Source organism: Delftia sp. ASV31 (assembly GCF_016428765.1).
GTDB classification, from domain to species: Bacteria; Pseudomonadota; Gammaproteobacteria; order Burkholderiales; family Burkholderiaceae_C; genus Comamonas; species Comamonas acidovorans.
In genome coordinates this window covers 1-20,719 of record NZ_JAELTK010000019.1, presented here as the reverse complement: position 1 = coordinate 20,719, position 20,719 = coordinate 1, and the positions used below count along the sequence as shown (strand labels likewise).

Here is a 20,719-nt window from a genome sequence, read left to right as displayed (position 1 = left end):
CCCATGAATCTCTCCCCATCGCTGCTGGTCGCTGCCTCCCTGGTCCTGATGGGCTGCTCGGCCCAACAGCAGGACACGGTGGCTGCCGCGCCAGTACCGCAGCCTGCTCCCGATCCAGCTCCTGATCCAGCTCTTTTGTTCGCGGCACCCGGCGAGCCCCTGCCCCCGGGCGGCCAGACCACGGTCCACGCCACGGGCCGCAACGCCTTCTCGCTGCCCGCCGCCAACCTGGAGGATGCAGAGCGCACGCGCTTCGTCATCGGCAACTCCTTCTTCAAGCGCAACTGGGTGCAGGCCCCGGCCTCCACCACGGCGCGCGATGGCCTGGGCCCGCACTTCCTGGCGCGCTCCTGCGGCGGCTGCCATGTGCAGGACGGCCGTGCCCAGCCGCCCGACTTCCACAACCCGCTCAAGCCCCAGCCCTTCGCGGGCCTGCTCATGCGGCTGTCCATTCCGGGCGAAGGCCCGCACGGCAGCCCGGTGCCGGACCCGGTCTATGGCGACCAGTTCAACACCGAGGGTGTGCTGGGTGTCAAGGGCGAGGGCCAGCTGCGCATCCGCTATGAACAGGTGCATGGCCGCTTTGCCGACGGCACGGCCTACACGCTGGAAAAGCCGGTCTACGAGCTGGCTGCGCTCAACTACGGCCCCCTGGCCGCCAACCTGATGACCAGCCCGCGCATTGCGCCCCAGGTCATCGGCCTGGGCCTGCTGGAGCACATCCCGGAGTCCGAGATCCTGGCCAACGCTGCCGCCCAGGCGGCCCTGGGCGGCCCCATCAAGGGCCAGCCCAACTATGTCTGGGATGCCTACGGCGAACGCATGATGCTGGGCCGCTTCGGCTGGAAGGCCAACGTGGCCTCCATTGCCCACCAGACGGCCTCGGCCTTCCTGGGCGATATCGGCATCACATCGAAGCGTTTCCCGCACCAGACCTGCACGCCAGCACAAAAGGACTGCCTGGCCGCGCCCAACGGCAACGGCGCCGAGGGCGTGGAGATCGAGGACCGCGTGCTGGACGACGTGATCTTCTACCAGGCCACGCTGGCGCCGCCTGCACGGCGCAACGCCAGCGACCCGGCCGTGCGCCGTGGCGAGGCACTGTTCCACCAGGCCCAGTGTGCGCAGTGCCACCGGCCCTCGTACAAGACCGGCGGGGAGCTGTTTCCCGCGCTGTTGCCGGCACTCAGCAGCAAGGGGTTGTCGGGCCAGACCATTGCGCCCTACACCGACCTGCTGCTGCACGACATGGGCGATGCGCTGGCCGATGGCCGGCCCGACTTCAAGGCCTCAGGCCGCCAGTGGCGCACGCCGCCGCTGTGGGGCATAGGCCTGCTGCCCGATGTCAACAACCACCAGCGCCTGCTGCACGACGGCCGTGCGCGCGGTGTGCTGGAAGCCATCCTCTGGCACGGCGGCGAAGCCGAAGCCGCGCGCGAACAGGTGCGCCAGTTCAGCGCCGAAGACCGTGAAGCCCTGGTCAAATTTGTGGAGTCCCTCTGATGCAAGACATGCGCATGACGCCTCGCCAAATCCTTTGCGCCGCCGCGCTGGCGCTGCTGGCCGCCGCCCCGGTCCATGCCCAGGAAGTGGATGCCAACATGGCCATTCCCTTCTACAACACGGCCCACGCCGTGCAGGGGCTGTACGGCCAATGGTTCGCACCCCAGGCCAAGGCCGCGCAGGCATCCGCCCAGGCGCTGAGCCAGGCGCTGCGCGCGCACTGCGCAGCACCTGCGGCCCCTGCGGGATCGGCCGCTGCCACGCTGCAGACGGCGCGCCAGGCCTATGTGCAATCGTCGCGGCAGTGGAGCAGCCTCTCGGCCGTGGCCCTGGGTCCGCTGGTGGAGCGCCGCTCGGCACGTCTGGTGGACTTTCGCCCCATGCGCCCGGCCCTGCTCAAGAAGGCCATACAGTCGGCCCCCGCCGATCTGGCTGCCATGGAGCGCATCGGCGCACCCGCCAAGGGATACCCGGCGCTCGAGAACCTGCTGTGGACCCAGCCCGTGGAGCCGCAGACGCCGGCCTGCGCCTATGCCACCCTCGTGGCCGAGGAAATCGGCGCCGAGATGGGCATCCTCAGCAAAGGCTTTGCCAAGCTCGCGGCCCAGGATTGGTCCGAGGACGGCGATGCCACCACCGAAGCCATGGCCGAGTTCATCAACCAGTGGGTGGGCGGCCTGGAGCGCCTGCGCTGGGCGGACATGGAAAAGCCTTTGCGCAGTGCGGGCAGTGCGGGCAGCAAACCGCCTGCCTGGGAGCATCTCGCCAGCGGCAGCACCCTGGAGATCTGGCGCGCGCACTGGCAGGGCCTGCGCACGCTGGCCGTGAGCGTGGACCGCAAGGTGCCCCAGCCCGGCGTGGACATCGTGCCCATCGAGTCCTACCTGCGCGGCCGTGGCCTGAACCCGCTGGCCGACCGCTGGCTCAAGGCCGTCAACGAGGCCGATGCCGGCATGCGCGCCCTGACCGAGCCGACCGCCAAGGCCGTCGATGCCGCGACCAAGCCGCTGTCGCGCCTCAAGCGCCTCATGGAAGGCGAGGTGGCGCCTGCGCTGGAAGTCAACATCGGGTTCTCGGATGCCGACGGGGATTGAGCAGGCGCTGAATCGCCGCCGCTGGCTGCAGGGCATGGGGCTGCTGGCTGCCATGCCGCTGGCAACTTCCCATGCGGCCAGGCCGTCTGGCCCGGCACGGTCGCTGGCTGCGGCCTGGATGCAGGGCGAGCAGATGCGTGTCGGCATCGTGCAGGCCAGTGCGCAGGTGGACAGGCCGCTGCAGGTGCTGCAGGCCCTGGATGTGCCCACGCGCGCCCATGGCATGGCCGCGCTGCGCGACGGCTCCGTGGTCTTCGCCAGCCGCCGCCCCGGTGACTGGCTGGTGCGCTTGAAGCCTGGACAGGCCGCCGAGGATGCGCAGTGGCAGTGGATAGAGCCCGACCGCTTCTTCAACGGCCATGTCATCGAAAGCGCCGATGGCCGCCATCTCTACACCACCGAGACCGACCTGGAAGATGCCCAGGGACTGATCGGCGTGCGCGATGCCATCACCTTGGAGAAGATCGCCGAATGGCGCACGGGCGGCATGGATCCGCACCAGTTGCTGCTGGACGCCGACGGCACGCTCATGGTCGCCAATGGCGGCATTCCCACGCAGTCCGAAACCGGCCGGCGCAAGCTGCAGCTGGACCACATGGATTCGTCCATCGCACGGCTGCTGCCGGCCGAAGGCGGCGCCCGTGCCGGCCTGTGGAAGCTGGACGACAACCGCCTGAGCCTGCGCCACCTGGCCTGGGGCCCGCAGGTCGCCCACGCGCCCGCGCGCCGCTGGCTGGGCATTGCGCTGCAGGCCGAGCACCGCGACACCGAAGCGCGCGCCGCCGCGCCCGTGCTGGCCCTGTTCGATGGCCACCGTTTGCATGCCGTGCCCCTGCCCGAAGGGCGCGAGCCCCTGGCCGGCTATGGCGGAGACATAGGCTGCGACGGCCAGCTCTTTGCCGTCAGCTGCCCGCGCGTGAACACCGTCACCTGGTGGCAGGTGCCCGACAGCGGCCAGGCCAGTGGCCGCTGGCTGCGCGGCGACGCCATGCCGGGTGTGTACTGCGTGGCCAACGCAAGTGTCTCGCTGGATGCCAAGGGCCGGCCCCTGCCTGCCGAGCCCGCGCTGTGGATGGGCGGCGCACGCCAGGCCCAATTGCGCCAGCGCGGCCAGGTGCTGCGCACGGTGCCGGTTCCCGGCATGGCGCTGGACAACCACTGGATTGCGTTGGAGCGCGGCAGCTAGCAGCCGGAGGCGGCGCCGCAAACGGCGCGCTCTGGCGGAGTGCAGCACCAACGGAAAAAGGGTCTACGTTTGCACGTAGACCCTTTTCTTTGTTTGGTGGCGCTTCACGGATTCGAACCGCGGACCTGTGGATTATGATTCCATCGCTCTAACCGACTGAGCTAAAGCGCCGTAAGACCTAAATTATATGCAGAATTTTCGGCCCGTCCGGCAAGTTGTGCAAATTTCTCGAAATTTCTTTGCGAGAGGCTTGCTGCGCCTTGCCGGAAGACGCGCATTGTAGCGCGACTTTCAGCCCGGCTCAGAGATGCTTGAAGCTGGCGGGACGCTTGTTGACGAAGGCGTCCATGCCTTCCTTCTGGTCCTGCGTGGCGAACAGCGCGTGGAACAGGCGGCGCTCGAACATGACGCCGTCGGCCAGCGAGCCCTCGAAGGCGCGATTCACCGATTCCTTGGCCGCCATGACGGCGATCTGCGAGAAGCCGCTGATGATGATGGCGGCGCCCAGGGCTTCGTCCATGAGCTTGTCGAAGGGCACGACACGGCTGACCAGGCCGGCGCGCTCGGCTTCGGTGGCGTCCATCATGCGGGCCGTGAGGGCCATGTCCATGGCCTTGGACTTGCCCACGGCGCGCGGCAGGCGCTGCGTGCCGCCGGCGCCGGGGATCACGCCCAGCTTGATTTCCGGCTGGCCGAACTTCGCGTTGTCGGCGGCGATGATGAAGTCGCACATCATGGCCAGCTCGCAGCCGCCGCCGAGGGCAAAGCCGCTGACGGCGGCGATCACGGGCTTGCGGATGGAGCGGATGGCTTCCCAGTTGCGCGTGATGTAGTCGCCCTTGTAGGCATCGGCAAAGCTGTACTTGGCCATGGCGCCGATGTCGGCGCCAGCCGCAAAGGCTTTCTCGCTGCCGGTGATGATCATGCAGCCGATGGCCTCATCGGCATCGAAGGCCTGCAGGGCCTGGCCCAGCTCGTCCATGAGCTGGTCATTGAGCGCGTTGAGCTGCTTGGGGCGGTTGAGCGTGATGATGCCGACCTTGTCGGCTTCGACGCGAACTTCAATCATTTCGTAGGCCAAGGGAGTCTCCTGCTGGGGTTGTCGTCGTGATCCTCAAGAATAACCGGCCGGCGGCGCGGGGCGGCATGCGCTGTTCAGGGTGTGGCAGGCGCCTGCGCGCTGCCCGTGTGCCCGGCCAGCCAGCGTCCAGCGGTCTCCTCGTCCGTGATTTCCAGTCCGAGATTGCTGGGGGCGGGCGCCGCCAGGGTGCCGGATGTGGCAGCTTTTGCATCGCCGTTGTCCGTTTTCTCCACCATGGCGGCGGCCTCGGACAGCAGGCCCGAGCCCCAGGGCAGGGTCAAGGCCAGGATCTGCCGGTCGCGGGCCACCCAGGCGACGATATCCAGGGCCGTGCCTGCATAAAGCGCCACGTCGTCCAGCCGGGTGATGCGCCAGCGCGCGGGCTGTACGTCCTCGGCGCCGGTGGGCAGCTCGATGGCCAGCCATTCGTCGCCCGCCATGAAGCCGGCGCGCTCGGCCAGGCTGCCGCGCAGCACGGTCTTGATGGTGATGCCCTGGCTTTCCTGCACGCGCAGGCCCAGGCGCTGGGCAGTCTGCGCCGGTTCGGCCTTGGCCTGCACGCCGTGCGCGGCCAGCAGCTCGGCCAGCGGCAGGTCGTCGGTGCCGTGCACCCATTGCGTGATCTCGGGCGCGAAGCTGCGCCCGCCCAGGTCCTGCAGCACGGCCAGCACGTCGGCCTCGCGCATGGGGCCGCCCTGGCAGCGCTGCCACAGCGCGCGCATCACGTCGTCCAGCGTGCTGCGGCCTTCGCGGCGCAGTTGCAGGTCCAGGGCCAGTGCGACCAGGCAGCCCTTGGTGTAGTAGCTGACGGTCTGGTTGGGCGTGTTCTCGTCCTGGCGGTAGTACTTGACCCAGGCGTCATAGCTGGCCTGGGCCACGGACTGCAGGTGTCGGCCCGGCGTCTGCATCACCTGGTTGATGGTGCGCGTGATGAGCTTGAGGTACTGGGCGTTGTCGATCAGACCGGCGCGGCGCAGCAGCAGGTCGTCGTAGTAGCTGGTGAAGCCCTCGAAGAACCACAGCAGCTCGGTGTAGTTCTCCTGCCCGTAGTCGTAGCGTGCGAATTCTGCGGGGCGCAGGCGCTTGACGTTCCAGGTGTGGAAGTACTCGTGGCTGATCAGGCCCAGCAAGGTGGTGTAGCCCTCGGCGGCCTTGCGCTCGCCCACGCGCGGCAGGTCGCGCCGGCCGCAGATCAGGGCCGTGGAATTGCGGTGCTCCAGGCCCCCATAGCCGTCATCGACCACGTTGAGCATGAACACGTAGCGCTGCATGGGCGCGGGCGTGGCCTGCTCGCCCGTACCGTGCCAGAAGGCCAGCACGGTCTCGCAGATCTTGCGTGCATCGGCAATCAGGCGCGCGCCGTCGAAGCTGGGCGCGGCGCCCGCGACGACGAAGCTGTGCGGCACGCCCGCGGCCACGAAGTCGCCACGCCAGAAGCTGCCCATCTCCACGGGGCAGTCCACCAATTCGTCGTAGTGGGCGGCGCGGTACAGGCCCCAGCCGCGCGCATCGGTGTCCACGGCGTCCAGGCCGGTCGCCACCTGCCACGATGCCGTGGCATCCGACGCAAGCAGTTGCAGCGTGTGCGGCGTATCTTCCTGGCCGTGCACGCGCAGGCACAGGCTGGTGCCGTTGAAAAAGCCGCGGCGGCGGTCCAGCCAGGCCGTGCGCACCGAGCTGTCATAGGCGCAGAACTGGTAGCTGAGCACCAGCGGCAGGCCGGCTGCGCAGTCGGCCTGCCAGAGGTTCTTGCCCTGCTGGGTCAGCGTGACGGGGCGGCCGTCCTGCTCGGCAGACAGGCCCTGGAGGTTCTTGGAGAATTCCCGCACCAGATAGCTGCCGGGAATCCAGACCGGCAGCGACAGGGTCTGGCCAGCGGCCGGGCGGGCGATGTGCAGTTGCACGCTGAACAGGTGCGCGTCCACATCAAGGGCCTGCACGCGGTAGTGGATGTCCGCTGCGGCAGTGGCAGCGGCGGTGGCGGCGAGGGGAGAGGTCATTCGGGCTCCTGCAGGTGTGGCCTGGAGGCTGCCCGGGCCCGCTGCGGCGGGCTGGAGCCGGGAAGCTCCGGCCGAGGGGATCAGGTGGGCGGGCCCGGCGTCCATGGCGCCGGGCCCGCCCGGTGGCGGTCAGCGCGCGGCTGCGGCTGCGGCCAGGTTCTTCTCGACTTCCTGGGCGCTGATGGCGCCAGGCACGCGGGTGTTGTTGGTGAAGATGACGGTGGGCGTTCCCGTGATCTTGTACTTGCGCCCAAAGGCCAGGTTGCGCTGTACGGCCGAGGTGTCGCACTGGGCGGCGGCCGGCACCTTGTCGCGCAGCATGTGGTCAGCCCATGCACCGGCCTGGTCCTTGGCGCACCAGATGTTGCGCGACTTCTCGGCCGAGTCGGGGCTCAGGATGGGGTACAGGAACAGGTAGATGGTGACGTTGTCCACGGTCTGCAGGTCGCGCTCGAAGCGCTTGCAGTAGCCGCAGTTGGGGTCTTCGAACACGGCCATCTTGCGCTCGCCCTTGCCGTGGACGATGGTCACGGCGTCCTTGAGCGGCAACTGCTTGAAGTCCACCGCCGTCAGCTGGTTCATGCGGTCTTCGGTGAGATTGCGGCGCGCCTTGGTGTCGATCAGCTCGCCCTGGATCAGGTAGTTGCCCTTGGCGTCCGTATAGAACAGGTCCGTGCCGATGCGCACCTCGAAGAGGCCGGACATGGGCGTGGGGCGGATTTCGTCGATCTTTTCCAGCTGGGGAATGCGCTCGGTCAGCGTCTTGCGCAGGTTGGCGTCCTGGGCATGGACACCGAGGCTCCAGGTCAGGCTGGCGGCCGTCAGCAGGCAGGCGAAGAGTTTCATGGCAATGCGGTGGGTGGGCGGGGCCGCGTTCAGGCCGGCCGCGCCGTGGTTGAGGGGGATTGCGCGGCGCGGGGCGCCACGGAGCAGGGGTACGAGTCGCAAAACGGCAAAGGGTTCAACGGCACGGGATCGGCTTGGCTCCAGGCTCAGGCGCCGCTGCGCGGGTCCAGGCCCATGGCCTGGCGCGCCATCCAGTCCTTGAGCGGGCCGAAGCGCTCGAAGCCCTTCATGCCCCAGTTGCGCAGCATCTGCACCGGAACCTCGGAGCGGCTGAACAGCTGCTGCAGCCCGTCCATGGCCAGGCCCATGGGCGCCAGCGCGGCCTTGCGCTCGCGTTCATAGCGGCGCAGCAGGCGCAGATCGCCGGTGCTGCGCCAGTAGCCGCGCTCCTGCAGCACGCGTGCCAGCGCCTGCACATCGCCCAGGCCCAGGTTCAGGCCCTGGCCTGCCAGCGGGTGCACGTTGTGGGCGGCGTCGCCCACCAGCACCCAGCTGCGGGCCGAGCGTGCATCGCCGTCGGGCATGGAGCCGCACCAGTGGTCGGCCACGGCCTGCTGCAGCGGCCAGGCCATGCGCGGTGCGCTCAGCTCCAGCCGGCCCAGCGCGCCCTGGCTGATGGCTTCCAGCCGCGCGGTGAAATCCTGTGTGTCGGCGGCCAGCCAGCCGTCGGCCAGCTCGCGGGCGATGGACCAGACCACGGCCACGCTGTGGCCTTGCGGGCCGTCCAGCGGCAGCAGGGCCAGGATGCCTTCGGGCGTGAACCACTGTCGCGCCACCTGTCCGTGCGGCAGCTCGCAGTGCAGCCGGGTGGCGATGGCGTGCTGTGCATAGGGCGTGACGGCGAAGTCCACGCCGAACTCGCTGCGCGTGCGGCTGGCGCGGCCCTCGCAGATGGCCGTCAGCGGCGCCGCCACGGGCTGCTCCACCACCTCGACCATGGGCTGGTAGCGCACGGCCTCGGCCAGGCGCTGCTCCAGCGCGGGCACATCGACGATCCAGGTCAGGGCCTCGACATCCTGGCTGGCTGCGTCGAACAGCACATGGCCGTCCAGGTCGCCAAAGACCTCCATTTGCGTCACGGGCGTGGCGTGCTGGTCATCGGGCCAGCAACGCAGGCTGTCCAGCAGGCCGCGTGCGCTGGCATTGAGCGCATAGGCGCGCACATCGGGCGCGTTGCCGGTCGGCGCGGCCACCACCAGGGCCACGCGCAGCCGTTCCCGGGCCAGCAGGAGAGCCAGGGTCCGGCCTGCAATGCCGGCCCCGCGTATACATACATCAAAGGTTTGCGCCATGGCCGGCATTGTAGGAGTCCGGGCCATGCCGGGGATTCCAACTGGCGCAAACTCCGGCATTGGCATGACCTGCCGCAGCCTGTGGCGCCATCTGGCATATTGCCGCCCATCGCGTGGCGCCATTCGCACCATGGATGGCATACACACTCCAGATTTCCCACAAAGAGCTATCCGATGTTTGACCAAGAAAGAGACGTGCAGGGCCGCATTGCCCAGTTGTGGGTATATCCCGTCAAATCCTGCGCGGGCATCGCGCTGCAAAGCAGCGGCGTCGGCGCCACCGGCCTGGCCTGGGACCGCCACTGGATGGTGGTCGATGCGCAGGGCGAATTCCTGACCCAGCGCGACCATCCGCGCATGGCCTGGATACGCCCCGAGCTGGAGGCCGGGCACCTGGTGCTGCACTTTCCCCAGCAGCCGCCGCTGCGCATCGCGCTGCAGGCCACGGGGCCGGAGCGCCGGGCGCGCGTCTGGTCGGACTGGGTGCAGGCCTGGGACATGGGCCCCGAAGCCGCCCGCTGGCTGACGCAGGCCCTGGGCACGGACTGCTCCCTGGTGCGCTTCGACCCGGCGGCGCCGCGCCGCACCAGCGCGCGCTGGACCGGGGGCGAGGCCGCACCTGTGCACTTCGCGGACGGCTATCCGCTGCTGGTACTGAGCCAGGCGGCCGTGGATGAACTCAACCAGCGCCTGCAGGCGGCCGGCCACGCCGCGGTGGACGCACGGCGCTTTCGCCCCAACATCGTGATCGAAGGCCTGGAGGCCCATGACGAGGACCGGGTCGACGGGCTCGACGTGCTCGATGCCCAGGGCCTGCGGCTGCGCATGGCCAAGCCCTGCACACGCTGCCCCATTCCCGACATCGACCCCGTCACGGCCGTGCAGGGCACCGCCGTGGGTGATGCCATCCGTACCTACCGCCAGGACGACCGTGTCGATGGCGCCATCACCTTCGGCATGAATGCCGTGCTGGAAGGCCTGCACGACGGAGCCGAACTGGTCGTTGGCCAGTCCGTGGCCGGCGACTGGCAGTTCGCCTGAAACGACAGGAAATGCCCGGTTGACTAAAATACGGGGTTTGTCCCCAGAATCCCTGTAGAAAGCCCTGCCATGAGCCTCAAATGCGGCATCGTGGGCCTGCCCAATGTGGGCAAGTCCACTCTCTTCAACGCGCTGACGAAGGCCGGCATCGCCGCCGAGAACTATCCCTTCTGCACCATCGAGCCGAACACCGGCGTGGTGGAAGTGCCCGATCCGCGCCTGCAGAAGCTGGCCGACATCATCACGCCCGAGCGCATCGTCCCGGCCATCGTCGAATTCGTGGACATCGCGGGCCTGGTGGCCGGCGCCTCCAAGGGTGAAGGCCTGGGCAACCAGTTCCTGGCCCACATCCGCGAGACCGACGCCATCGTCAACGTGGTGCGCTGCTTCGAAGACCCGAACGTCATCCACGTGGCCAACAAGGTGGACCCCATCGCCGACATCGAGGTCATCCAGACCGAGCTGTGCCTGGCCGACCTGGCCACCGTCGAGAAGGCGCTGAACCGCTACAGCAAGGCCGCCAAGTCGGGCAACGACAAGGAAGCCGCCAAGGTGGTGGCGCTGCTGACCCCCATCCAGGCTGCCCTGGACCAGGGCAAGCCCGCACGCACGGTGCCCGTCTCCAAGGAAGACGCGCCCCTGCTCAAACAGTTCTGCCTGATCACCGCCAAGCCCGCCATGTTCGTGGGCAACGTCAGCGAAGACGGCTTCGAGAACAACCCGCTGCTCGACAGCCTCAAGGCCTATGCCGAGGCACAAGGCGCTCCCGTCGTGGCCATCTGCGCCAAGATCGAGGCTGAAATGGCCGAGATGAGCGACGAGGACCGCGACATGTTCCTGCAGGAACTGGGCCTGGAAGAACCCGGCCTGAACCGCCTGATCCGCGCCGGCTTCGGCCTGCTGGGCCTGCAGACCTACTTCACGGCCGGCGTCAAGGAAGTGCGCGCCTGGACCATCAAGGTCGGCGACACCGCCCCCCAGGCCGCAGGCGTCATCCACGGCGACTTCGAGCGCGGCTTCATCCGTGCCCAGACCATCGCCTTTGACGACTTCATCGCCTTCAAGGGCGAGCAAGGCGCCAAGGACGCGGGCAAGATGCGCGCCGAAGGCAAGGAATATGTCGTCAAGGATGGCGACGTGATGAACTTCCTGTTCAACGTCTGAGGCAACGGATGCCGCGGCAGAACTGCTGAAAAGCAGTTCTCGCCCACCTCAGGAAACCGCGCTTGTGCGCGGTTTTTTCATGCCTGGATCGATTCGGTCCCACGCACCGAACGTCCATGGACAATGGCGCCTTTCCATTGGGGAAAGAGAGACCTTGAAATGGACCGCCCGCATTTCAGATTCCATCCCGGTGCCTATGAAACCGTCTTCGAGCAGGAAGAGGGTGTGTGTTCCTGCTGCGGACAAAACCGCAGCCTCAAGTACGAAGGCCCGTTCTACAGCCAGCAAAGCCCCGACTACCTGTGTCCCTGGTGCATTGCCAGCGGGCAGGCTTGCGAGACATACGACGGCGAACTTGTGGGATATACCGATATCGAAGGCGTGTCGCCTGATCCGGCAGACCCCGAGCCCACCATCGCCAGGGAGCTGCTGCTGGAGATCGCGCAGCGCACGCCCGGCTATAGGGCCTGGCAGCAGCCTGTGTGGCTCACGCACTGCAACGCACCCTGTGTCTTCCTGGGTCACGCCGACAGGCAGGCCGTCGAGCCTTTCCTCGCAGAAGTCCTGCCCGACATCGAAGGCAGCTACAGGAACGATGCGCAGTGGATGCTGGAGCGCATGTCCATGGACGGCATGATTTCCGGCTGCCTTTTCCGGTGCGTGCATTGCGGCCGGCATCGGCTGCATATGGACGTGGGATGAATCCAATGACCACCTACGCCGACCTCTCCATCCAGACCGGCATTGCGCTGCCGCCGCTGTTGAGCGACCTCCTGGCATCGGGAAAGACCGTCTACGGTCCGGACTGGGCCGCCACCTGACGCCAGCGCTGCCTGCAGGACCCGCCCTTGTTCATGAGTTGGCAGGACTTCGAATGGATAGACGCCGAAGCCAGCCGGGAAATCATCGAGGGCTGGCTTCATCCTGGCGCACAGAACGGCCGGAGCTTTCTGCCATTTGCCCAGTCGGGTGCTGGCGATGCCTGGTGCCTGACGCCGCTGGACACGCATGGCGTGGGCGTGGCGCTGGTGTTGCACGATGACGAGGCCAGCAGTCTTTCGCACGCCTGCTTCGATGACTTTGTCTGCGCGGGATTTCTGCAGGCCTTTGCGGACCTGAGCGATCAGCTGGATGACTTCTCGCAGCCGGAGGCTTTGCAACTGTTGCGGGCCGATGTCGCACAGACCACGCGCTTCATGAAGCATGAGTTGGGTGACTATCTGCAGGATTTCTGCCGGCGTCCCTTGGAGATCAGGCCTTGGCGCGATGGGCCCCGGGCGCGTGTTCGCCAGGTGGCTTCATTGATTTCACAGGATGAACTGGCGGCCGAACTGGACCGGCTGCCTGCCGTGGACCTTTCCTTTCCCGTCGTGGCGCGCTGGGAAGTGCGTTCGGTGGAGGAGGGAGGCGCGCGGCCAGGCCCTGCGCCAGAGCCCGCAAAGATCGACTGGCGCACCCTTGCCGCCGACCCCCTGCAGAAGATGGCGGCCATCAGGGCCTGCCAGAGCGAGCATGACTGCAGCCTGGGACAGGCCAAGGCCATGGTGGACCAGTACATCGGCGGCAGTGTGAACGCGCAAGCCTGACCGGGGGCAGACCGGCGCCTTCAACCCACCATAGTCATCCATCCCGCCAACCGACCGCCTCCACCCTCCAGTTCCGCAGCCCCTCCCATCCGTGCCGAACTCTTCTGCGGGAATGCAAGGCAGATGTCCCGCGGGGTGCCTGGACATTGAGCTTCCGATCGTGCCGGATCGCTCTGCAGAGGCCCAGGCTGTTTCGGAGCGAGCGCCGTAAGATGACCCGTCGTCACCCGACAGGGTGAAAAGACAGGCCCGAGCAAGGTAACGCCAGCAAGAAAGGAATCACGTCCTATGGATAAGCAGGCGCTTGGCGAACGCGATATCTGTACCAAGTTCATCACGCAGGCTATGGAAAAGGCTGGATGTGACGCCCGGACCGAGGTGCGCGAAGAATTCTCTCCGGCCGCACTCAGGGCCACCAGCGGGGGCGAAGTATGAGTACCCACCTGCCCGCCGACTATCCGGCGCTGCTGGCCGATATCAAGCAGCGTGTCCGCCATGCCCAGACGCATGCCATGCTGGCGGTCAATGCCGAATTGATCCGCCTGTATTGGGATATCGGGGCACTGATCGACCAGCGCCAGAAACGGGAAGGCTGGGGTGCCGCAGTCATCCCTCGGCTGGCCAAGGATCTGCACAACGAACTGCCGGAGGAAAAAGGTTTTTCCGAGCGCAACATCAAGCGCATGCTGGCTTTTTATCGCGAGTATCCCTCTCTGGCCGCCACAGCCGGGAGCACGGAGAAAGTGCCACAGGCCGTGGCACAACTTGCCCCCGGCGAAAAAGTGCCACAGGCTGTGGCACAAAGCCGCCTGGCGCCGGGGGTGGCGGCAGATGGCGCACAGGTGTTTGCTGCTGATGTTCTGCTGTCCCTGCCGTGGGGCCACCATGCCGAGCTGATCGCCAAGGTCAAGGAGCCGGGCGCACGCCATTGGTACATGTGCGCAGCCATCGAAAACGGTTGGAGCCGAAGTGTCCTGCTGATGCAGATCGAAACAGCCGCGCACCTGCGACAAGGCAGAGCTGCCAGCAACTTCGCCTTGCGCCTGCCTCCGCCGGATTCCGACCTGGTACAGCAAACGCTCAAGGACCCTTACCTGTTCGACTTCCTGACGTTGGAATCAGGTTTCCATGAGCGTGAGTTGGAAACCGGTCTGATCACCCATCTGGAAAAATTTCTCCTGGAGCTGGGCCAGGGCTTCGCCTTCGTGGGGCGCCAATATCACCTGGACCTTGCCGGAGACGATTTCTACATAGACCTGCTGTTCTACCATCTCAAGCTGCGTTGCTACGTGGTCATCGACCTCAAGCGGGGCGATTTCAAGCCTGAATACGCGGGCAAGATGAACTTCTACTGCAACGTTGTGGACGACAGGTTGCGACACGCAACCGACCAACCCACCATCGGTTTGATCCTGTGCCAGAAACCCAATCACGTGCTGGCCGAGTATGCGCTGCGCGGCGTGGACAAGCCCATCGGCGTTTCCGGTTTCGAGCTCACCCGTGCCTTGCCGGAAACCCTGCAAAGCAGCCTGCCCAGCATCGAACAGATCGAGCGCGAGCTGGGAGGCGGGCATGAATGAGCACACCGCCGGGCTGCTGGAAAAGTACCCGCGACAGCTCGAACGCCGCGGGTAGTCATGCGATAGAAAAACACGCCAGCGCTCAACAGGTTGAATTTGACCGTCTGATGGCCTGTGGCGGTCTGCTGTGCCGGGCTCGAAGCTGCCCCTGCAACCCACCATAATCACCCATCCCGCCAACCGACCGCCCTCACCTTCGTGCCCCACCCCACCAGTCCCGCAGCCTCTCCCATCCATGCCGAACTCGTCGCCGTGCTGGCGGCCGTGACCCAGGGCACGCCGCGCGTGCTGACCACGGCGGACGGGCAGTTGCTGCCGGCGGGGCCGTTCGAGGTGGGGCACCGTTCGCTGCAGGCCGGCCTGCGCGCCTGGGTGGAGGAGCAGACCCATCACCCGCTGGGCTACATGGAGCAGCTCTACACCTTTGCCGATGGCGATCGCACCGATGCCAGCGGGGCGCGCGTGATCTCGGTCAGCTACCTGGGGCTGACGCGCGAATCCGCGGACCGCAGCGCGGGGCAGGCCGTCTGGCAGGACTGGTACCGCTACTTTCCCTGGGAAGACTGGCGCAGCGGCGAGCCGGCCCTGCTGCGCTCCCACATCGCTCCGCGCCTGCATGCCTGGATGGCCGAGGCGCGCGGCGCCCAGCGTGCGCTGCGGCGCCAGCGCGCGGACATTGCCTTCGGCCTGGACGGCGGGCCCTGGAACGAGGACATGGTGCTGCAGCGCTACGAGCTGCTGTACGAGGCCGGGCTGGTGCAGGAGGCGGCTCACCGCGTCCATGGCGCGGCCGCCATGCTGCCCGGCGAGGCCATGCACCACGACCACCGCCGCATCCTGGCCACGGGCATGGCGCGGCTGCGCGCCAAGATCAAGTACCGGCCCGTGGTGTTCGAGCTGATGCCACCCGAGTTCACGCTGCTGCAGCTGCAGCAGACGGTGGAGGCCCTGGCCGGGCGCGGGCTGCACAAGCAGAACTTCCGCAGGCTGATTGAGCAGCAGGATCTGGTCGAGGAAACCGGCCAGCTCACGGTGGGTTCGGCGGGCCGGCCGGCCAAGCTGTTCCGCTTTCGCAGCGATGTGCTGCTGGAACGCGCCATCTCCGGCAGCAAGCTGCCCCTGGCCAAGGGCATCGACGGTTCCCCCTGAGCCGCACGGCACTTGCCCGATTGTGACAATGGCTTGACAGCACTTATGCTCGTATCTAGCATAAGTTCCTCGCTCAAGCCCGCAAGGCCGCGCGCCACATTTTTTTGACCTACATATACTCAAAATGAGCATTAATATTGCCACTGCCCTCAGTGCCCGCCTGCCGGTACCGCCGCTGCCCGACCTGATGCTGGAGCCGCTGGTGCGCTCGGCCCTGCTGGAAGACCTGGGCCGCGCGGGCGACCTGACCACGGATGCCATCGTCCCTGCCGACGCACAGGCCGAACTGCGCCTGGTGGCGCGCCAGGAGGGCGTGCTGGCCGGGCTGGACATGGCGCGGCTGGCGTTCCGTGCGCTGGATGCGCAGTCGCGCTTCGAGCCGGTGCTGCGCGATGGCAGCGAACTGGCGCCCGGCCAGGAGATCGCGCGCATCCACGGCAGCGCGCGCGCCATCCTCACCGCCGAGCGCGTGGCGCTCAACTACCTGTGCCACCTGAGCGGCGTGGCCACGGCCACGGCATCGATCGCGCGGGCCATCGCCGACACGGGCGCACGCGTGACCTGCACGCGCAAGACCATGCCGGGCCTGCGTGCGCTGCAGAAATACGCCGTGCGCGTGGGCGGCGGCAGCAACCACCGCTTCGGCCTGGACGATGCCGTGCTGATCAAGGACAACCACATCGCGCTGGCCGGCGGCGTGGCCGAAGCCCTGGCCCGGGCGCGCGCGGGCGTGGGCCACATGGTGCAGATCCAGCTGGAGGTGGACACGCTGGAGCAGCTGGAGGTGGCGCTGTCCCTGGGCGTGGAAGTGGTGCTGCTGGACAACATGGACCTGGACACGCTGCGCACGGCCGTCTGCATGGCGCGCGGGCGCGCGGTGACCGAAGCCTCGGGCCGCATCACGCCCGAGACGGCGCGCGCCGTGGCCGAGACCGGCGTGGACCAGATCGCCGTGGGCTGGATCACGCACAGCGCCCGGGTTCTCGACATCGGCCTTGACACCTGAGGACTCGGCCATGGCATTTTCTTTGCGCGGGCGGGGGCTCTGGACGCTGGCGGCCTGCGCGCTGCTGGCGGGCGCATCGGGGCTGTGGTTGGCGGCGCCCGGCAAGGCCGGCACGCGCTTCGAGCGGCCCATCACCATCGTCGTGACGTTTCCGCCGGGCGGCGGCACGGACTTGCTGGCGCGGCGCCTGGGCGAGCAGCTGCAGCAGCGCCTGGGCCAGCCCGTGGTGGTGGAGAACCGGCCCGGCGCCAGCGGCAACATCGGCGCCCATGCCGTGGCCCAGGCCGCAGCGGACGGCAGCACCTTGCTGATGGCCAACAGCTCGTTCGCCATCAACCCCGGTGTCTACGAACGCCTGGACTTCGACCCGCGCAAGGACTTCACGGCAGTGTTCAACGCAGGCTCCATCGCCTCGGTGCTGGTCGTGCCTGCGGACAGCGCGCTGCAGACGCTGGAGGATGCGCTGGCCCAGGCGCGCCAGGAACGGCCGCTGCTGTTCGCCTCCTGCGGCAACGGCACGCCCCAGCACCTGGCCGGCGAGATGCTGGCCCGCGACGCGAAGCGCTTTGTGCAGCATGTGCCCTACAAGGGCTGCGGCCCGGCCATCACGGCCGTGGCCGCAGGCCAGGTGGCGGCGGGCATGGTCACGGCCAGCAGTGCTGCGACCATGATCGCTGCAGGCCGCGTGCGCGCCCTGGCCGTCACGGCGCCGCAACGACTGCCGCAGCTGGCCGGCGTTCCCACGGTGGCCGAGCGCGGCCTGCCGGGCTTTGCGGTGGAGCAGTGGCACGGCCTGCTGGCACCTGCCGCCACGCCCCGGGCCACGGTGCAGGCATTGCATGACACGCTGGAGCAGGCGCTGGCCGATCCCGCCGTCAGCGCTGGCTTGCGCGATCAGGGCTACACCCTGGCGCGGCAGACACCGGGCCAATTCCAGGCGCTGATCGCGGCCGACATCGACCGCTATGCCGCCGTGACCCGCGCGCTGGGCCTGAAGGCCGATTGAGGGCCAGAGAAGAGCCAGAGAAGAGCCAGAGAAGGGCCGGCTGGCGACTTACTGCATGAACCAGCCGTGGCTGACCACCAGCGACTGGCCGGTCAGCGCATTGCTGGGAAAGCCCGCGAACAGCAGGGCCACGCGGGCCACGTCCTCGGTGGTGGTGAACTCGCCATCCACGGTTTCCTTGAGCATCACGTTCTTGATGACTTCGTCCTCGCTGATGCCCAGCGTGCGGGCCTGCTCGGGAATCTGCTTGTCCACCAGCGGCGTGCGCACGAAGCCCGGGCAGATCACATTGGCGCGCACGCCGTGCTTGGCGCCTTCCTTGGCCACGGTCTTGGCCAGCCCGATCAGGCCGTGCTTGGCCGTGACATAGGGCGCCTTGAGCAGCGAGGCTTCCTTGGAGTGCACCGATCCCATGTAGATCACGCTGCCGCCCCGGCCCTGCGCATACATGTGCTTGAGGCACGCGCGCGTGGTGAGGAAGGCCCCGTCCAGATGGATGGCCAGCATCTTCTTCCAGTCGGCGAAGCTGAATTCCTCCACCGGATGCACGATCTGTATCCCGGCATTGCTGACCAGGATGTCGATGCCGCCGAAGGCCCGGGCGGCCTCCTCGACCGAGGCGTTGACCTGGGCCTCGTCGGTCACGTCCACGGCCACGCCCATGGCCTGCGCTCCCGTGGCGCGCAGCTCGGCCGCCGTGGCATCGGCCGCCTCCTTGTTGAGGTCGGCAATGACGATGCGCGCGCCCTCGCTGGCGAACAGCGTGGCGATCTCCTTGCCGATGCCGCTGGCCGAGCCGGTGATGAAGGCGACCTTGTCCTTGAGTTGCATGGTGAGTCTTTCCTGGAGAGTGGATGAAACAGGCCGGTGCCCATCTTCGGCGGGCCGGCCGCGTGCCCTTGTCGGCGCAGGGACCAGTCTGGCGCCGGTTTCTTAGACGAAACTGAGTCGGCAGGCCCCGCTCCCCAGTGTTGGCAGCCCGCAAGTCATGGCCGTGACGGCCGGCCCTTCAGGGCGCGGCGGCCTCGCGGTGCCGGGGCTGCTGGAACAGCTCGCAGACCAGTTCGCGCAGCCAGCGCTTGGCCGGTTCCTGCTCGAAGCGCCAGCTCCAGTGCAGCGACACGTCAAAGCGGTGATCGGGCAGGTCGGCATCGCGCACCGCATAGCCGCCGCGCTCGACAAAGCCGGCCGCGATCTCGGCCGGCATGATCACCGCCAGGTCGGTCTTGCCCACGATGGAGGGCACGGCCATGAAGTGTGCTGCCGACAGGCGGATGCGCTCGTCGAGCCGCAGCGCCTGCAGGATGCGCAGCGTCTCCGAATGCGAGCGCACCGCCGCGAAATCCAGCTGGCGCAGCGTGGCCAGCGCCAGTGGCGCGTCTTCGGGCAGGTGCGCCAGCGCGGGGTGGCCGCTGCGCAGCAGCACTCCGTAGTGGTCGGACAGCAGCACGGTCTGCCGGGTCCGCGTGCCACCCGGCAGAAAGCCGATGGCGATGTCCAGCGTGCCCCGGTCCAGCGCATCGGCAATGCCGTCCAGCGGCATGGGCAGGGTCTCCAGCTGCACATGCGGGGCGCGCTGGTGCAGCGCCTGCATCAGCGGCGGCAGAAAGCGCGCCTCGCCGATGTCGCTCAGGTGGATGCGAAAGCGCTGGCGCGCCTGCAGCGGCTCGAAGCTCTGGGCCTCGGACATGGCCACTTCCAGCGTCTCCAGTGCCTGGCGCACGGCCAGCGCCAGGCGCTCGGCACGCGGCGTGGGCCGCACGCCCGCATGCGCGCGCTCGAACAGCGGGTTGCCCAGCAGCAGGCGCAGCCGCGTCACGGCCTGGCTGGCGGCGGGCTGGGACATGCCCAGCTCCTCGGCCGCGCGGCTGACGCTGCAGTGGCGGTACACGGCGTCAAAGACGCGCAGCAGGTTGAGGTCCAGGTTCTTGATATCCATTTGGTGAATATCTCTTAGATGGTTTATTCAATTGCTGGAAATCATAAGCGCCTGCACCATGGGCACCGACTTCCATGGCCACCGCGCGGCACGCACCGGGCGGCCGGCCCATTTCCCAGGAGACCCCATCTTGCAAGCACCCACCACACCGCGCAGCCAGCCCGCCGAGGCATCCTCTTCCACCGCGACCTACACCGTGCGCCATGCCGTGATCGCCATGCTGCGCGAGCTGGGCATGACGCGTATCTTCGGCAACCCGGGCTCGACCGAGCTGCCGCTGTTCCGCGACTACCCCGAAGACTTCTCCTATGTGCTGGGCCTGCAGGAAACCGTCGTCGTGGGCATGGCCGACGGCCATGCCCAGGCCACGCGCAATGCCAGCTTCGTGAACCTGCACTCGGCCGCGGGCGTGGGTCATGCCATGGCCAACATCTTCACGGCCTTCAAGAACCGCACGCCCCTGGTGATCACGGCGGGCCAGCAGGCGCGCTCGCTGCTGCAGTTCGATCCCTTCCTGCACTCCAACCAGGCCGCCGAGCTGCCCAAGCCCTATGTGAAGTGGAGCTGCGAGCCCGCGCGCGCCGAAGACGTGCCCCAGGCGCTGGCGCGCGCCTACTACATCGCCATGCAGGAGCCGCGCGGCCCCGTGCTGGTCTCCATTCCCGCCGATGACTGGGACAAGCCGGCCGAGCCCGTCACGCTGCGCCATGTGGGCTTCGAGACGCGGCCCGATCCGCGCACGCTGGACCTCATCGGCCAGGCGCTGGACGCCGCGCGTGCCCCGGCCCTGGTCGTGGGCGCGGCCGTGGACCGGGCCCAGGGCTGGGATGCCGTGGTCGCGCTGGCCGAGCGCCACCAGGCCCGCGTCTTCGTGGCCCCCATGAGCGGGCGCTGCAGCTTCCCCGAGGACCATCCCCTGTTCGCCGGCTTCCTGCCCGCCATGCGCGAGCGCATCGTGCAGCTGCTGTCCGGCCATGACGTGGTCTTCGCCGTGGGCGCGGCCGCCTTCACCTACCACGTGGAAGGCGAGGGCCCGCACATCCCCGAAGGCACGGCGCTCTACCAGCTGATCGAAGACCCGGCCATTGCCGCCTGGGCCCCTGTGGGCACGGCCGCCGTGGGCAATGTGCGCATGGGCGTGGAGGAGCTGCTGCAGCGCCCCGCGCCCGCACCTGTCTCTTATACACATCTAAAAGGGGGGGGGGGGGGGGGGGGGGGGGGGGGGGGGGGGGGGGGGGGGGGGGGG

20 protein-coding genes and 1 tRNA gene are annotated in these 20,719 nt (G+C 67.9%); 14 read left to right on the top strand and 7 right to left on the bottom strand.

Annotated elements, in window-relative coordinates; translation table 11 throughout:
• Positions 1-3: 3 nt before the first annotated feature.
• The 3 genes from JHD82_RS09275 to JHD82_RS09265 are packed head-to-tail and all read left to right on the top strand — an operon-like array spanning position 4 to position 3,783.
• Positions 4-1,503: a di-heme oxidoredictase family protein gene (locus JHD82_RS09275; RefSeq protein WP_199136138.1), complete on the top strand. Its 1,500-nt coding sequence runs from the start codon at positions 4-6 to the stop codon at positions 1,501-1,503.
• Positions 1,503-2,597, top strand: a complete 1,095-nt coding sequence (locus JHD82_RS09270; RefSeq protein ID WP_199136136.1) for an imelysin family protein — start codon at positions 1,503-1,505, stop codon at positions 2,595-2,597. Before JHD82_RS09275 ends, JHD82_RS09270 begins: the two co-directional genes overlap by 1 nt.
• A complete protein-coding gene (locus JHD82_RS09265) occupies positions 2,581-3,783 on the top strand; it encodes a DUF1513 domain-containing protein (protein ID WP_141830178.1) in 1,203 nt (400 codons plus the stop codon). Before JHD82_RS09270 ends, JHD82_RS09265 begins: the two co-directional genes overlap by 17 nt.
• 94 nt (positions 3,784-3,877) lie before the next feature.
• Here the strand turns inward: JHD82_RS09265 and JHD82_RS09260 are convergent.
• The 5 genes from JHD82_RS09260 to JHD82_RS09240 form a co-directional block, all read right to left on the bottom strand.
• Positions 3,878-3,954: transfer RNA gene (locus JHD82_RS09260), tRNA-Met, on the bottom strand.
• A 130-nt stretch (positions 3,955-4,084) separates the two neighbouring features.
• Positions 4,085-4,864 carry an enoyl-CoA hydratase gene (locus JHD82_RS09255; RefSeq protein WP_012203459.1) on the bottom strand — a complete coding sequence of 260 codons (780 nt, stop codon included), beginning with the start codon at positions 4,862-4,864 and terminating at the stop codon, positions 4,085-4,087.
• A gap of 74 nt (positions 4,865-4,938) precedes the next feature.
• Positions 4,939-6,864 (bottom strand): M61 family metallopeptidase, encoded by a 1,926-nt coding sequence (locus JHD82_RS09250; protein WP_199136134.1) that lies wholly within the window; start codon positions 6,862-6,864, stop codon positions 4,939-4,941.
• 129 nt (positions 6,865-6,993) lie between these two features.
• Positions 6,994-7,710 carry a DsbC family protein gene (locus JHD82_RS09245; protein WP_034390564.1) on the bottom strand — a complete coding sequence of 239 codons (717 nt, stop codon included), beginning with the start codon at positions 7,708-7,710 and terminating at the stop codon, positions 6,994-6,996.
• Between the two features lie 146 nt (positions 7,711-7,856).
• Complete coding sequence (locus JHD82_RS09240) at positions 7,857-9,002, bottom strand: FAD-dependent monooxygenase (RefSeq protein WP_170962085.1); 1,146 nt, start codon at positions 9,000-9,002, stop codon at positions 7,857-7,859.
• Positions 9,003-9,176: 174 nt separating this feature from the next.
• Here JHD82_RS09240 and JHD82_RS09235 point away from each other — a divergent pair, with 174 nt between their 5' ends.
• From JHD82_RS09235 to JHD82_RS09195, 10 genes are all read left to right on the top strand, one after another.
• The gene (locus JHD82_RS09235) at positions 9,177-10,043 is read left to right on the top strand and encodes an MOSC domain-containing protein (RefSeq protein WP_199136132.1); all 867 of its coding nucleotides are present in this window, start codon (positions 9,177-9,179) and stop codon (positions 10,041-10,043) included.
• A 69-nt stretch (positions 10,044-10,112) separates the two neighbouring features.
• Positions 10,113-11,207: a redox-regulated ATPase YchF gene (gene ychF / locus JHD82_RS09230; RefSeq protein ID WP_012203464.1), complete on the top strand. Its 1,095-nt coding sequence runs from the start codon at positions 10,113-10,115 to the stop codon at positions 11,205-11,207.
• A gap of 159 nt (positions 11,208-11,366) precedes the next feature.
• Positions 11,367-11,909: a CbrC family protein gene (locus tag JHD82_RS09225; RefSeq protein ID WP_199136130.1), complete on the top strand. Its 543-nt coding sequence runs from the start codon at positions 11,367-11,369 to the stop codon at positions 11,907-11,909.
• Complete coding sequence (locus JHD82_RS30285; protein WP_269848137.1) at positions 11,906-12,028, top strand: hypothetical protein; 123 nt, start codon at positions 11,906-11,908, stop codon at positions 12,026-12,028. The genes JHD82_RS09225 and JHD82_RS30285 overlap by 4 nt, the downstream gene beginning before the upstream one ends.
• 27 nt (positions 12,029-12,055) lie before the next feature.
• Positions 12,056-12,793, top strand: coding sequence for an SMI1/KNR4 family protein (locus JHD82_RS09220; RefSeq protein ID WP_233174678.1), 738 nt, complete (start codon positions 12,056-12,058; stop codon positions 12,791-12,793).
• A gap of 288 nt (positions 12,794-13,081) precedes the next feature.
• Positions 13,082-13,228, top strand: coding sequence for a hypothetical protein (locus tag JHD82_RS09215; RefSeq protein ID WP_199136128.1), 147 nt, complete (start codon positions 13,082-13,084; stop codon positions 13,226-13,228).
• On the top strand, positions 13,225-14,373 hold the full coding sequence (locus JHD82_RS09210) for a YhcG family protein (protein WP_012203469.1): 1,149 nt from the start codon (positions 13,225-13,227) through the stop codon (positions 14,371-14,373). The genes JHD82_RS09215 and JHD82_RS09210 overlap by 4 nt, the downstream gene beginning before the upstream one ends.
• Positions 14,374-14,571: 198 nt before the next feature.
• On the top strand, positions 14,572-15,522 hold the full coding sequence (locus JHD82_RS09205) for a membrane protein (RefSeq protein WP_034390572.1): 951 nt from the start codon (positions 14,572-14,574) through the stop codon (positions 15,520-15,522).
• Between the two features lie 124 nt (positions 15,523-15,646).
• Positions 15,647-16,528, top strand: a complete 882-nt coding sequence (gene nadC / locus JHD82_RS09200; RefSeq protein ID WP_199136126.1) for a carboxylating nicotinate-nucleotide diphosphorylase — start codon at positions 15,647-15,649, stop codon at positions 16,526-16,528.
• 10 nt (positions 16,529-16,538) lie between these two features.
• On the top strand, positions 16,539-17,534 hold the full coding sequence (locus JHD82_RS09195) for a tripartite tricarboxylate transporter substrate-binding protein (RefSeq protein WP_199136124.1): 996 nt from the start codon (positions 16,539-16,541) through the stop codon (positions 17,532-17,534).
• Between the two features lie 48 nt (positions 17,535-17,582).
• Here JHD82_RS09195 and JHD82_RS09190 read toward each other — a convergent pair whose 3' ends face one another.
• Complete coding sequence (locus JHD82_RS09190) at positions 17,583-18,365, bottom strand: 3-hydroxybutyrate dehydrogenase (RefSeq protein ID WP_012203473.1); 783 nt, start codon at positions 18,363-18,365, stop codon at positions 17,583-17,585.
• 178 nt (positions 18,366-18,543) lie between these two features.
• Positions 18,544-19,473, bottom strand: a complete 930-nt coding sequence (locus tag JHD82_RS09185; RefSeq protein ID WP_199136122.1) for a LysR family transcriptional regulator — start codon at positions 19,471-19,473, stop codon at positions 18,544-18,546.
• 130 nt (positions 19,474-19,603) lie between these two features.
• Between JHD82_RS09185 and mdlC the strand changes: the two genes are divergently transcribed.
• Positions 19,604-20,719, top strand: a 1,116-nt coding sequence (mdlC, locus tag JHD82_RS09180) for a benzoylformate decarboxylase (RefSeq protein WP_269848136.1), incomplete at its 3' end; no start/stop codon positions are given.